Here is a 13,756-nt window from a genome sequence, read left to right as displayed (position 1 = left end):
TTCATGCCGCAAGGTGCAAGCAAAATTGCAGTTTTGACACTCTCTGCTTAAAACATGCTGAAGTTAACGTCGTCTAGTCCTCTTCGATTTCTGGATCCTCAGCGCGCGCTTGCTCAAAAACCTCAGCTGCTGCGCGCAGGTTGATAGCGCCAATGAGAATTCCCACCACGATGTCCGGCCAGGGGCTTACCCACACCATCATGAGAAGACCCGCGCCGATAATGAGGATGTTGGCGGCCACGTCATTGCGGGCCGCTAGCCATGCGCCGCGCGTCAGAGCGCCTCCATGGCGTAGCTGAATGAGTAGTACCGCGCACACGAGGTTGATGACCATGGCTGCGATGGCGGTGCCCGACAGGGCAAGCGGCTCGGGCACGGCACCGTTGACAATTTTCCATATCGCCATGCCAAACGACGCCAACGCAGGAATCAGAATCAGCCCTGCAAGGCCGTAGCTCGCTTTTCGACGCCCCTCCGCCGACCACCTCAGTGCCGCGAGCACCAGCGCGTTAATGAGGAAGTCTTCGAGGAAATCAGCTGCGTCAGCAAACAGCGACGCCGAGCCGATGATGCAGGCAATGATGAACTCGCCAAAGAAACCAATGAGGTTTAGTGCTGCAACCCACGCGACGATGCGGCGGGCGCGCTGATCCAAGGTGGACGATGAGAGCTCTTGAGACACAACTCTCGAGCCTACTGGGGCGGGCCTCGTCGCCCCGCATCGGGCTTGTCTTAGGCCTTGATGACGACATCATCGTGGCGACGGTACTTCTCACCAACGAAACCTCCGAATGCAGTGATTAGTGCTACTGCTGCAAGGATGATGACGCCGGGAATCGAGCTCGGGGTTTCGTTAGATGCATTCATGGCTGTGGCCAGGAAGGGGAGAAGTCCCGAGATGGCAGAGGCGATATTCGCGGAGATGGCCACGCCGGAGTAACGAACATTGGCCGGGAAAACCTCGGAAAGAAGGACACCTGATACTGAATACGTAATCGTGACGAGGGAAAGCCCCAGGCATACCGCGAGGGTGAGAAGGATCACGTTGCCGGAATCGATCATTGCCCACAGCGGCCACGCCATGAGGGCTGTGGCGAGGCCGCCGAATCCGATGACTCGGCCAGGGCCAATCTTTTCGCCGAGGCGGCCGAAGATGAGGTTGACGAAGATCTGGCAGACCGCAGCGAGAAGCGTTGCATTGACGACAGTTTGACGCTCAAAATCGAGGGCCGTTGTGGCATATGACAAGACGTAGGTGCTCATGACAAAGAAGCCGCCGATTCCCAGGAAAGCCGCTGCAGAGGCTAGGCACAGCTGGGGGAAATGCTCGGTGAAAAGTTCCTTGAGGGAACCCTTCTGGGCGTCTTCATCGGCTTCTGCTTCTTCCTCAAGAGCCTTGTACACTGGGGATTCTTCAGCTTTGCTACGAATCCACAGTGCAATGCCAAGAAATGGGAAAGCTATGAGGAAGGGAATCCTCCATCCCCAAGCGCTGACGGCATCGTCGTTGAGCATGAGGACGAGGGCGAAAGCGCCGGAGGATATCAGGGTGCCGGCAGGTGAACCGATCTGAACAAAAGCGGCATAACGGCCACGCTTTTCGGCTGGCGCATGTTCGATGGCCATGGTGGTGGCACCGCCCCATTCACCGCCGACGGCGATTCCTTGAAGTAGGCGCAGGGTGACGAGCGCTATGGGCGCCCAGATTCCGATTGAACCGTAGGTTGGAAGAAGGCCGATAACTCCGGTTGCCATACCAATAACTACGATGGAGATGATGAGCGCTGGTCGGCGGCCCATCCTGTCACCAATCTGGCCGAAAATGATCGCGCCGAGTGGCCGGGCAAGAAAGCCAACACCAAATGTGGCAAGGGAGGCAAGGGTTGCCCCGGTTCCTGACATGCCGGAGAAGAAAAGCTCGTTAAATACGAGGGCTGCGGCGGTGCCGAAAAGGAAGAAGTCGTACCACTCCAGTGCGGTTCCAACGAATGCGGAACTGGCGATCCGGAAGACATCTTTGGATTCAACGTGAATTTCCTCGGCACTGGGCGGTGCTGAGGATGCTAGGGGTTGCTGAGTCGTGGTCATGGCGAATGGCTCCTTTTGTGAGTTGGATGACCGTTCGCACTGATATTAGATCTGCGTCACCTCTATGCAATGGGTTGAGGGGAATTTCTGTGCAGGAACCCAGGTTTTGGAAGTAGACAATGTGCTCCTGCATAGTCCTTGTACTTATGGTGCGCCGCGAAAGAGGCAGAGAAGCACCAGCGCCGCGCCTTTGGGTTGGGTGACGTCCAAGCCGGTGGCTGTGGTGACGTGGTGGAGGCGGTTGATGACCGTGTTGCGGTGGCAGTGGAGGGCTTCAGCGGTGTCTTTGATGGAGCCGGTGTCGAGGTAGGTCGTGAGGGTGTCGTAGACCGGAGGGTTGGTACTGCGCAGTGCCGCGATGGCTTCCGTGGCCTGGGCGATGGGACTGGCTTCGAAGCCAGCAATGGCATCGCCGGCCACGGCCCAGAGGAGATCGGATGCGTCGACGAGGCGGGGGAGTATGCCGGCAGCGGCGAAGAGGCGTGGGGCTTGGCGGGCGGCGGCGCGGACGCCGGCCAGGCCCTTTACTGTGGGGAAGCGCACGCCGGGGATTGCCGCAAGCTCGTTTCGGTTTACAGTGGACCCTGCGGGTGTTCCTGCAGGCCAAAAGGCTACGAACATGCCGCGCGTCCCGTGGCCAAAGGCGGTGCCGGAGGCGATGGGGACGTCGAGAAGCGCGCGTAATTCCACGGCGGCGGTGGGGTGTGCGATGACGACGTGGAAGTGGGTATCTGTGTCCACGTCGAGGGCACGGGCAATCTCGGTGACGCCGAGGGGGTCAAGGTCGTCGGCGGCGAGGAGGCGCTCCAAGTGGCGCGCGTGGGCCAGGCGCACGTCGTGCTGGCCGCGGGCTTCCTCCACGCGGTAAGCATCGCGCACCATGAGGTTGTACAACGTCACAACGGAATGCAGGTGGGCCACGTGTTCGATGAGGGTGGATTGATTCGCTCCGGCGGCGGCACGCAGGCGGGTCCAGAGGATGTCGAAGTCGAGCTGGATGGCGTCGATAAGCGAGGCCAACTCCACTCCCTGCCGCGCGCGCCGCCGACCCAGATTCTGCGCATGGGTACGTAATTCTGACTTGTTCATGGTGCCCACCAGCACTTCTGTAATCCGGGCGAACACCTCGAAGGCTGTCAGCCGCAGCTCATCCTCGCTCACAAGCGAATTGCCATAGCGGCCAGTCGCGGTGAAAGCGGCAAGGAATTCCTCCACCAATCGGGGGATATCGCTATGAACCTCCGTGACAATCTCACGCCACCGCTCCTCGTGCATATGCACAACCTTACACCGCTGAGGGTAGGACAACGCCCTACCCTTGCGGCACGCGTCACGGCGCACATTAGTATGTGGTGAACGACACAAGGAGGTCTCATGATTACGCTCATCGATAACGCCCACATTCTTACCCAGGACCCCGCCCACCCAGTGGCGAGTGCAGTGGCTTTTGCTCACGGCCGTATCCTCGCGCTGGATGATGCCGCACGCGCTCTCCCTGCGGATACGACGTGGGATGCCGGCGGGCGAACCTTGACCCCGGGATTTAACGATGCGCACTCGCACACCGTGTGGTTTGGGCAAACGCTGCTCGAGGTGGACCTCTCTCAGGTCGCCACGCCTGACGACGTCTACTCTGCCCTCACCAGTGCCGAGCCCACCCCGGATGGCTGGATCATTGCCTCTGGTTTTAGGCCCTCGGGTCTGGATGCTGCGGTGACTATTGCGGAGCTGGACCGCGCCACACACGGCAAGCCACTGCTCATCAAACACAATTCGGGGCATGCCTACACGGTGAATACTGCATCCTTGCGTGCAGCGGGCATCGACCCGGCCAACCCGCCAGAGGTGGAGGGCGGTGAATTCGTCCGCGATGATGAGGGCCACTGCACCGGACTGGTCGATGAAAACGCCATGCGCGCCATTCAGAACGTCACGCTTCCGGAATCCGGGGAGGAGATTGCGCGCGCCTTGGAGCTGGCCACGCGCCGCTATCTCGAGCGCGGGCTCACCTCAGTGACGGATGCCGGCGTGGCGGGTGGCTGGATCGGCCACAGCCCGCGTGAAATCGCGGCCTACCAGAACGCCACGCTGCATACGCGCATGCAGATCATGGTGACCATGGATGTCCTCCACAAGATTGAGGGCCATGAATCGGATGGGCCCGGATGGGGACTCGATGGTGGTTTACGCACCGGCTTTGGTGATGAATGGCTACAGATTGGCCCTGTCAAGATGTTCAGTGATGGCTCCATCCTCGGCACCACCGCTGCGCTGACGGAAGAGTATGCCTGCTGCCAGCACCACGGCTACTTCCAGGGAGATCCTGAGCAGATGCGCGAGCGCGCCCTCAAGGCTGCGGCTTCTGGCTGGTCCCTGGCGATTCATGCCATCGGGGATGCGGCCGTGGACTTTGCGATTGAGACCCTAGAGATGGCCGTGGAGAAAAATGGCATTCCGGCTATGCCGCACCGCATTGAGCACGGCGGTATTGTGCGCCCAGATCAGATTGAGCGCCTGCGCGGCCAACCCATCGTGGTGGTGCCGCAGCCGCTGTTTATCTCGACATTTGGTGATGCGATGGCAAAGGCGCTGGGACCGAAACGCGCGGCATGGAGCTATCCGGGCAAGCGGCTTCTCGCCGCCGACCTCATCCTCCCCGGCAGCTCCGATCAACCCGTGGCTCCCGGCGTGCCGCTCGACGTTATGAAAGCAGCCATCGAACGCCGCACTGAGACGGGCCAGGACTTTGGCCCTGCCGACCGCCTCACGCCCGCCGAAGCGCTCTATGCCTACACCGCCGGCTCTGCCGCAGCAACTGGTTGGGCGGGCCGAAAAGGCCAGGTTATTCCAGGACAGCTTGCAGATTTCGTGTTGCTGTCCGCGGACCCACTGACTACTGATCTATCCACCATCGACGTGGCCGCCACCATCGTGGGCGGCGAGCTGCGCTACGGAAGCTTCTAAGGAGATATTGATGCGAGAAACCACCAACGAACAATTTCTGGCCGATTTCCAGGCTATGTCCGCCAACGGCGCTACCCCCGGCGGCGGCGTGGAACGCCAGGCCGCCAGCGAGGGCGATAACCTTAACCGTGCCTGGTTCCACGAGGTCCTCGAATCCCTCGGCGCACGTGTTATCTATGACGAGATTGGCAACCAGTACGGACTCTTTGAACTCAACCCCGGCGCTCCGTTCGTCGGCCTAGGGTCGCACTTGGATTCCCAACCTTTGGCCGGCCGCTTCGACGGCGCCTATGGCGTGCTTGCGGCGGCACATGCAGCGGGCCGTGTGGCCCAGTCGGGTGTTGACGCACGCTACAACCTTACGGTCATCAACTGGTTCAATGAGGAAGGCTCACGCTTCGCACCGTCCATGATGGGCAGTTCCGTATTCACGGGAACGCTCGCGCTTGCCGACGCCCACTCAGCCACCGACCTCGCCGGCGTCACTGTCGCCGAAGCGCAGGAGGCCGCGGGCTGGGCCCCGCGCGGGGAAGCCCCCAAGCTCGCGTCCTACGCGGAGATCCATGTCGAGCAAGGCAAAGAGCTCGAAGCCAACGGCAATACCATCGGATTGGTCACCGCCACGTGGGGAGCAAAGAAGTTCCAGGCAGTAGTTTCCGGTGAACAAGGCCATACGGGATCCACGCTCATGGCCGATAGGAAGGACGCCCTTTTCGGTGCCTCTCTCATCATCGCGGAGGTTGAGCGCCTTACTCACGAATTCCCGGAGGGGCAGCTGCAGGCTTCGGTCTCCCAGCTCACGCTGGAACCAAACTCACCGGTAACGATTGCCCGTGAGGTGCGCTTTAACATCGACGTGCGCTCACCCTCCACGGAGGTTCTCGATGCTGCCTTCGAGCGCTTGCAAGAGATCATTTCTGCTGCGGAGCAAGAATCCCGCACCTCAGTGGAGCTGACCCCGACCCACGAGTGGGCTCTGAACCCTTACCCGGCCGTTGGCGTGGCGTTGGCGCGCGAGGTCGTTGAGGAGCGTGGCTACCCCTACCAGGAGATCTATACGGTGGCCGGCCATGACTCGACCAACCTTAAGGAGATGGTGCCAACGGTAATGCTCTTCATCCCCTCCGTTGACGGCATCTCTCACAATGAAAAGGAGTTCACCACTGAGGCCGACTGCCTAGCGGGCCTCGACGTGTTTACTCACGTGGCGCAGCGCCTCGTTACCACCGGTTGCGGGGAAAATTAGACAAGCGGTAGCGAGAGCTGGGCGGCTAGTCGACATCACTCCAGTTCTCATAACCGAAGGCGGTTAGCGCGATCTCAAAGCCGCGCTTCATCGCCTCGAGCTCTTCTTCGCTGACCTCATAGGTGCGCAGACGCGCCGGGCCGGTGAGTGGCACATGGAGCAGGAAGCGACGGCCTTCTTCGGTGATGGCGCACAGACGGCGGCGAAGGTCTGCAGGGTCTTCGACAATAGAAATGAGGTCATCGCGCACCAATCGCTTCACCGCTTGACCAATGGTGGCTGGCTGCCAGCCCAACTCCTTACGCAGCTGCAGAATCGGGATGGGGCCTTTCTTATCGATGAGGCGAAGAAGATTGAGATGGGAACCGGAAATGCCGTGCTCTCGGCGTGCTTCCGCATCAAACCGCGCGCGGGCTCGCTCCAGCCTGCGCCACTCCGCAATAGTCTCCGAAACCTTTTCGTTATCAGCCACGCGACTAAGCGTATGAGTTGGGGACTGGTGGCCGCAACCGGATTTCCATAAGGAATTTCAATAGGCGCTCTATCTCGTTGAGGGTGTTTCCCTGACTCTCCGCTACCTCTCCGGCATAGTGACTACCGCACGATGGGGGGTAGCCCACGAAATCTTTTTAGATTTTTTCGACGCGACATTGTCAGTCAGTGGTGCTAAACAAAAATGCCAGATAGTCACGAATTTTCTACGGTTCCACGCGCGTAGGTTGAGCATTCTTTCTTTTTCGCTCACGGGGGTATAAAGGGAAATTTCTAGAAGCTACAGATGAATGTGACTATCGTTAGTGTCGGTCAAATCTTGGCTCCCTAGTATTCGAATCCCTATAGGAGATACTCATGAAGATTTCGCGCACTCTTGCTGCAGCTGCCCTGTCCGGCGCCCTCGTTCTTGGTGGCACCACCGTCGCTTTCGCCGCAAACGAAGGCGTTGCACTGTCTGACACCTTGGTCTACAACGGTGTGACCTATAACAAGAACTCTGAGGGAAACTATGTCCCTGTTCCTGGTTCAAAGGACGAGGCGGGCGCAGTAGTCGATACCGAGATCTCAAAGGCGGATATGGAGAAGTACGTCGAAAGCGGCAAGGCCAAGGCTCCTGAGTCTGCAGAGAAGGAGTCTGAGAAGACCGACGAGCCGACGGAATCCTCCTCCGAGAAGACCGAGGCGCCGACGGGCACCACCTCCAAGAAGACCACCGAGCCGAAGGCATCCGAGAGCACTTCCGCTACTAAGTCCTCTGAGGCTACTTCGTCTGCAAGCACCACCAAGTCCTCCGATGCTTCTTCGTCTGCAAGCGCCTCCAAGTCCTCTGAGGCTTCTTCGTCTGCAAGCACCACCAAGTCCTCTGACTCCTCCACGACCGCTTCTGCAACCACTACTCCTTCTGAGTCCAAGTCTGCTGAGCCGACCCCGTCTAAGGACAAGAAGAGCTCCGCTCGCGACGCTCTGTCCTCCAAGGACGGCAAGCCGACCCCGCTGGCTATCTTCGGCATCGTTGCCGGCGTTCTGGCCGCTGTTGCTGCTGCCTTCCCGGTAATCGCCAAGACCCTGAACCTGAACATCAAGCTCCCTTTCTAAAATAGGGAGCTCCTAGGTTCCTAGGTTCCTGCGCCCCTGCCTCATTGAACTGAGGCGGGGGCTTTTGCTTTTGTCGATCCGGGGGGGGCACGACGTGAAGGGCGAAGGGTGGGTTGCCTGAAGCAAAACTTCAGCGCCCGGGCCGCACGCTAAAGGGGGCCACGAGCGCTGAAGTCTCTCTATCTCTCTCTGTGTGCGTTCTCTCCAACGCACGAGACTTAGTATGCAACTTTTTTATCCAAAATGCTCGTTCGTTACTGGGAGGGGTAGCGCGTGTGTACCGTGTGTTTCCTGCGTGAGAGCGATTGTGCTGGTTAGCGCTATCGAAGCCGACAAAGAAAGGTGTGGGGAGTTGTCCCCGGGGTTAGGGACGGGGGTAAGGCAGACCTAAGGTCAGGCGAATGAGGAGTCGAAAACGTCGACGAGCCCCCAGGGAATAGGGGGCTCGTCGACGTCTCTATCACGTCCCTCCGTGTATCGGCTTACGCCGCCCTCCGGAGGGAGGAGGGGTTCTCTCTCTCGCATGCGCTCTCTCAAACGCACAAGAATGAGTATGGCGGGCCGTGCTGGCATCGCCATGGAATCAGCCTGGCAATCGACTGTACGTCTTTTCTAGTCGAACTTTGCTGGGCGCTTCTCCAGAAAGGCCATGACACCTTCGTTGTGACCAGCAGAGGCCATCTGGGCGTACTGCGTGGGCTCTTCCCACGTGAGCTGCTCGTCGAGTTGGCTCAGCGCGGTGCGGTTGATGGCCTCCTTGGCCTTGGCCAGGGCATCGCGCGGAGCGATGTGCAGGCGCTCTACTGCCTTGAGTGCGGTCTCCAGTGCCTGGCCTTGAGGGGCGCGCTGAGCGACGATTCCCGCCTCCGCGGCCTCCTCAACCCCTAGCTTGTCCTGCAGCAGGGAAAGCGCGAGTGCACGATGACGGCCTAGTGAGGCGACAGCAGTCAAGCTCACACCGCCGTCGGGGATGAGTCCAATTTTTCCAAAGGGCAGCGTGAAATAAGATTCCTCGCCGGCCACGATGAGATCGCAGGCAAAAGCCAGCGAGGCGCCGGCACCGGCGGCAGCGCCCTCAACGGCAGCAATGACGGGCACCTCAGCCGTCTGAATCGCGGAGATGAGGGCATTGAGCTGCGGCAGCATCGTCGACTCGGCTGGGTTGGAGGCCTCGCCCGATTGCTGTGCTGCAGCCGCGGCCTGGGCCGCCGCCACGATGTCCGCGCCTGCACAGAAGGCAGTCTCATCACCGGTGATGATGAGGGCGCGGATGGAGGGGTCCTGTGAGGCGTCGGAAAGCGCGGCAGACAGTGCCACGCAGTGCTCCTTGGCTAAGGCATTGCGGCGCGAAGAGTTGTTGATCTGGGCAATGAGGACAGAACCTTCACGGCGGGTCAGGATGGCTTCGGTCATGGGTTAGTCCTTAACAAGCGTGGTGAGGGAGGAGATGATGTGCTCGGCATCGGTAGTGATGCGGGAGACGATGTCAGCACACGAGGCGACGTCGTGGATAAGTCCCTGCGAGGTACCACAGGTCCATACACCTGCATCCAGGTCACCGGTTTCGTAGACCGCGCGGCCGCGCTTGCCGGCGACGAGATGGCGGATATCGCCAAACTCTGCCCCCTGGGCCAGGCGCTCGGCTACCTCGTCACTGACGGCGTTCTTAGCCACGCGGGTGGAATTGCGCAGCTCGCGGAGAATGAGTTGGGTATCGAGCTCGGAGCGCTCCACGATGGCCTGCTTGACGTTCTCATGCACCGGCGCTTCGGTGGACGCAACGAAGCGGGTGCCCATGTTGATGCCCTCTGCGCCCAAGGCGAGCGCCGCGGCCAAACCGCGGCCATCAGCAAAGCCACCGGAGGCGATGATGGGGATATCCAGCTGGTCTGCAGCTGCCGGAATGAGGACGAGGCCCGGAATGTCATCTTCGCCGGGGTGGCCGGCGCATTCGAAGCCATCGATGCTGACGATGTCGACGCCGACCTTCTGGGCGCTGAGCGCATGGCGCACCGAGGTGCACTTGTGAATAACGGTGACGCCCGCGTCCTTGAAGGCCGGCATATGGTCCTTCGGATTATTGCCGGCGGTTTCGGCAATCTTTACGCCTTCTTCAATGATGACGTCGCGGTATTCCGCGTAAGGCGGCGGAGTAATCGCCGGCAGCATGGTGAGGTTGACGCCGAAAGGCTTGTCGGTAAGTTCGCGGGCGCGGCGGATCTCCTGACGCAGATCTTCTGGGGTGGGCTGGGTCAGTGCGGTGATGACGCCGAGGCCGCCGGCATTGGATACTGCGGCGGCGAGCTCGGCGCGGCCGACCCACTGCATGCCGCCTTGGACGATGGGGTGTGAGATGCCGAGCATGTCAGTAACACGGGTGGAAATCATGTCTAACTCCTTAGGTGAATGGCTATTCGGAATAATGGGCGCGCATGCGCTTAGTGAGGTCCTCGGGGAGGGGGATAGGGCGGCGCTGTGAGACGTCGATAAGCACCAGCGTCGCCGTGGCAAAGACACAGGACTTCCCTTCCTGGATGAGCTCGTGGGAGACCTGGTAGGACGTATTTCCAATGCGTGAGACCCACACGCGCGCCTCGATGGAATCGGTATAGGTGAGCTCGGCGTCATAGACCACCTCGAGCGAACGGACCACGTGAGCGTAGGTATCCGTGGAGAAAGGCCCGGTGAGATCCTTCGCGGCGCGAACACGAGCTTCCTCGATAAGGGTGACCATCGTGGCGTTGTTGACGTGGGCATTCGCGTCCTGGTCGGACCACCTTAGGGCGAGAGTTACCGGTATGGCGTTGTCGGGGGCGCGCATTCATCCTCCTTGAAAGGTAAAGTGTTGCGTATCACTATACATACGAATTGTGGTTCGTAACGCTAATCGAGAGGAGAGTGCCATGACAACGGATCTGCTAGGCATTGAATCCCTGTTGACCGATGAGGAAAAGGCCACGCGGGATCGGGTGGCTGCGCTGGTCAACGAGCACATCCGACCCCACATTGCCCAGTGGTACGAGGATGCCGTCTTGCCAGAAACCATCTTCCCGGTACTCGCGGAGGCCGGACTGTTTGGCATGCACCTCGAGGGCTACGGCTGCGCCGCGCGCTCTGCGGTGGAGTATGGGCTGGCCATGCAGGAATTAGAGGCCGGCGATTCGGGCCTGCGCACGGTGGTGTCGGTGCAGGGCTCGCTGGCGATGTCTGCGATTCACAAGCATGGCTCCGAAGAACAGAAGCAGGAGTGGCTTCCCAAGATGGCTGCAGGTGACGTCATTGGTTGCTTTGGGCTAACGGAGCCGACCGCGGGTTCGGACCCGGCGGGCATGGCGACGGTGGCGCGCTACCGCTCGGGCGAGTGGGTACTCGATGGCGCCAAGCGCTGGATTGGCCTGGCGAGCGTGGCCACAGTAGCCATCATCTGGGCCAAGGTGGCTGAGGAAGACGCTGCCGCTGCCGGCATGGAGCCCGGCGTGCGCGGCTTCATCGTGCCGACGTCCACACCGGGGTTTACCGCAACTCCGATTACGAACAAACTGTCCATGCGCGCGTCCATTCAGTGCGATATTGAACTGGAAGGGGTTACCTTGCCCGCTGATGCACTGCTGCCCAAGCATCCTGGTCTGAAGGGGCCGTTCATGTGCCTTAACGAAGCCCGCTTCGGCATCAGCTTCGGTGCGTTGGGCGCGGCGCGTGATTCACTCGAAGCCGCCCTGGCCTACGCGAAGGAGCGCACACAATTTGACCGCTCCTTGGCGTCCTTTCAGCTGACGCAGAAGAAGCTCGTTGACATGGCTGTGGAGCTCAACAAGGGCCAGCTGCTCGCGCTGCGGCTTGGCCGTGCCAAGGATGCTGGCACGCTGGAGCCTTATCAGATTTCCGTGGGCAAGCTGGCCAATTGCCGCACGGCCATCGAGATTTGCCGGGAGGCCCGCACCATCCTCGGCGGCAACGGCATCACCACGGACTACTCGCCGCTGCGCCATGCTGCGAACCTGGAATCTGTGCGGACCTACGAGGGCACGGATGAGATCCACACGCTGATTTTGGGCCGCGTGCTGACGGGGGAGCAGGCGTTTAGTTAGTTGGTCGGGTCTGGGCTGTTGAACCATGAAAGGTGGTTCCTGCAGGTTTGGTAAATGGTCCCAACAGTGTGGTCCTTCTACTTTGGTCCTTCATCCCAGATGGGGGACCATTTGTGCGCCAGAAAACAGGGAAAGATGGTCCCTTCACTCTGATGTGGGACCAAAGTAAAGGGACCATCTAAAAACAGCGGAAACGAGGAGTGCTGCGAACCTGCTGTCCGCTAGGGTGCGCTGGCTAGCTCCTCTTGTCCTTCGGCTTCGGGGCGTTGGGATCGATGGGGCGGCCATCGACATCCACATCGTTGAGCTCGGCCAGCTCCGTGAAGTCCGCCTGGGCATCGGCGAAGCCTTCATCCGGATCGATTTCGTCGAAGTTACGAATGGTGCCGTCGCGCTCGTCCTTGAACAAGTCCTTGCCGTAGATAACCAAGACCATGATGATGCCGGCGGCAAAGCCCCAGGCTGCGCCTTGGGTAGCGAGGACACCAGCAGTAACGCCTGCAATGCCGAGATCCTTCTGGTTCTTAGCCTCCATGATGCCCACGCGCACAGATACGAAGCCCTGGATGATGAGAGTCAGCGCCAGGCCCACCGGCAGGATGGGTTCGACGAAAGAAGTAATGGGCAGCAGGAGAAGGCCCACGTTGGTACCCCAACGGAAGGATCCTGCACCACCGAAGATCGAGCGCATAGCGCGCTTGCCCTGCTTGTAGCGCTCTACAATAACCACGTGCATGGCGGCCCACAGCGGACCACACATGGCGACATCGGGGCCAATGATGGACATCAGAATGTTGCGGCCACCAAAGAGAAGATGGGCGCGGGAAGGACTGTAGACCACGGCTTCATCAGTACGCACATGGTCAGCTTCCTTGAGCACAGCGTTGGCCTGCAGGACGTCACCGAAGACGACGATGTAGGCGGCGAGTACCGTGGGGATAGCGGTGAGGAACATGTGCGCTGGGGGCAGGCCCACACCGAAGACGGTGTACTCGGACCACAGCGTGATGAAGTCCGGCTTGGAGAAGCCCCACTCCACGTCCGGCCAGGGAGCCTCACCGGCGAGGGGCGCGACGAAGACCGCGATGAAGATGGCCGGCAGGATGCCGAGGGATGCTAGGAAACGCCAACCGGCGGCCTTCTGCCGCAGGGACTGGAATCCACGGGAGTACATGAGGAAGAAGGCCACGGCCACTGCAATGGTGATGGTGATGGGGAAGGAGTGGAAGCGGCCGTCGTCCTTAAACACCGAGATAATGGCGGCAATACCGGCGCCCAACACGATTCCCGCTCGCAGGCCGGATGGAATAAGGCGAACGACCTTCGAGGCTAATCCTGTTGCGCCCAGTGTTAAGGAGAATATGCCCAGCATGAGCTGGAAACTAATGAGCGCCCAGACGCGCTGCTCGCCCTCCGGGAAGGTCTGTATGTACACGGTTAGCAGTGGAATAGCCGGGGTGATCCAGCCAGGAATGACAGGGTCACCGAGCAGGTGGTGGGTGAGGTAGAGCAGACCATTGAGGATAACCACGGCCAACGCTGCCTCGTAGGGCATGTCAAGGGCCTCAGTCATCAATGGGATAGCACCCAGATCGACCACGCACATGAAAAGACCTTGTGCGAAGTCGGGCCACTCCATGCGGTAGTGAACGAAGGGAAGACGGACATCAAAGGGCCCCATCTTCCAGTGCGGAGAGGCTTTGCCGATGCCCTGTTCTTCGGGTTCGGCGGCTTCGTTAATTGTGGCCATAGTGGCCTCCTTTCAAAGGGCTAGAGCCCC

At 60.3% G+C, this 13,756-nt stretch carries 12 protein-coding genes; 4 read left to right on the top strand and 8 right to left on the bottom strand.

The window, feature by feature from the left end; genetic code table 11:
- Window positions 1–73 precede the first annotated feature (73 nt).
- From HMPREF2875_RS10405 to HMPREF2875_RS10395, 3 genes are all read right to left on the bottom strand, one after another.
- Window positions 74–682, bottom strand: coding sequence for a cation efflux transmembrane domain-containing protein (locus HMPREF2875_RS10405; RefSeq protein ID WP_070672920.1), 609 nt, complete (start codon window positions 680–682; stop codon window positions 74–76).
- A gap of 50 nt (window positions 683–732) precedes the next feature.
- Complete coding sequence (locus tag HMPREF2875_RS10400; RefSeq protein WP_070672919.1) at window positions 733–2,088, bottom strand: MFS transporter; 1,356 nt, start codon at window positions 2,086–2,088, stop codon at window positions 733–735.
- A gap of 144 nt (window positions 2,089–2,232) precedes the next feature.
- Window positions 2,233–3,363: a PucR family transcriptional regulator gene (locus tag HMPREF2875_RS10395; RefSeq protein ID WP_070672917.1), complete on the bottom strand. Its 1,131-nt coding sequence runs from the start codon at window positions 3,361–3,363 to the stop codon at window positions 2,233–2,235.
- A 99-nt stretch (window positions 3,364–3,462) separates the two neighbouring features.
- Between HMPREF2875_RS10395 and HMPREF2875_RS10390 the strand changes: the two genes are divergently transcribed.
- Window positions 3,463–5,052 (top strand): amidohydrolase, encoded by a 1,590-nt coding sequence (locus HMPREF2875_RS10390; protein ID WP_070672915.1) that lies wholly within the window; start codon window positions 3,463–3,465, stop codon window positions 5,050–5,052.
- 10 nt (window positions 5,053–5,062) lie between these two features.
- Window positions 5,063–6,298: a M20 family metallo-hydrolase gene (locus HMPREF2875_RS10385; RefSeq protein WP_070672913.1), complete on the top strand. Its 1,236-nt coding sequence runs from the start codon at window positions 5,063–5,065 to the stop codon at window positions 6,296–6,298.
- 25 nt (window positions 6,299–6,323) lie between these two features.
- Here HMPREF2875_RS10385 and HMPREF2875_RS10380 read toward each other — a convergent pair whose 3' ends face one another.
- A complete protein-coding gene (locus HMPREF2875_RS10380; RefSeq protein ID WP_070672911.1) occupies window positions 6,324–6,770 on the bottom strand; it encodes a MarR family winged helix-turn-helix transcriptional regulator in 447 nt (148 codons plus the stop codon).
- A gap of 377 nt (window positions 6,771–7,147) precedes the next feature.
- On the opposite strand from HMPREF2875_RS10380, the gene HMPREF2875_RS10375 reads away from it, so the two are divergent.
- Window positions 7,148–7,888: a hypothetical protein gene (locus HMPREF2875_RS10375; RefSeq protein ID WP_070672909.1), complete on the top strand. Its 741-nt coding sequence runs from the start codon at window positions 7,148–7,150 to the stop codon at window positions 7,886–7,888.
- Between the two features lie 612 nt (window positions 7,889–8,500).
- Here the strand turns inward: HMPREF2875_RS10375 and HMPREF2875_RS10370 are convergent.
- Genes HMPREF2875_RS10370 through HMPREF2875_RS10360 form a run of 3 tightly spaced genes read right to left on the bottom strand, consistent with a single transcriptional unit; the run spans window position 8,501 to window position 10,709 of the window.
- A complete protein-coding gene (locus HMPREF2875_RS10370) occupies window positions 8,501–9,301 on the bottom strand; it encodes an enoyl-CoA hydratase-related protein (protein ID WP_070672907.1) in 801 nt (266 codons plus the stop codon).
- 3 nt (window positions 9,302–9,304) lie between these two features.
- Window positions 9,305–10,405, bottom strand: coding sequence for an NAD(P)H-dependent flavin oxidoreductase (locus HMPREF2875_RS10365; protein ID WP_371327570.1), 1,101 nt, complete (start codon window positions 10,403–10,405; stop codon window positions 9,305–9,307).
- Window positions 10,299–10,709 (bottom strand): acyl-CoA thioesterase, encoded by a 411-nt coding sequence (locus HMPREF2875_RS10360; protein ID WP_070672903.1) that lies wholly within the window; start codon window positions 10,707–10,709, stop codon window positions 10,299–10,301. Before HMPREF2875_RS10360 ends, HMPREF2875_RS10365 begins: the two co-directional genes overlap by 107 nt.
- A gap of 82 nt (window positions 10,710–10,791) precedes the next feature.
- Between HMPREF2875_RS10360 and HMPREF2875_RS10355 the strand changes: the two genes are divergently transcribed.
- A complete protein-coding gene (locus HMPREF2875_RS10355; RefSeq protein ID WP_070672901.1) occupies window positions 10,792–11,976 on the top strand; it encodes an acyl-CoA dehydrogenase family protein in 1,185 nt (394 codons plus the stop codon).
- 235 nt (window positions 11,977–12,211) lie between these two features.
- Here the strand turns inward: HMPREF2875_RS10355 and HMPREF2875_RS10350 are convergent, their stop codons facing one another.
- Window positions 12,212–13,726 carry a hypothetical protein gene (locus tag HMPREF2875_RS10350; RefSeq protein WP_070672899.1) on the bottom strand — a complete coding sequence of 505 codons (1,515 nt, stop codon included), beginning with the start codon at window positions 13,724–13,726 and terminating at the stop codon, window positions 12,212–12,214.
- Window positions 13,727–13,756 lie beyond the last annotated feature (30 nt).

It is taken from the genome of Corynebacterium sp. HMSC078H07 (assembly GCF_001812805.1).
Classification (GTDB): Bacteria; Actinomycetota; Actinomycetes; order Mycobacteriales; family Mycobacteriaceae; genus Corynebacterium.
This window is presented reverse-complemented; position numbering and strand designations above follow the sequence as displayed.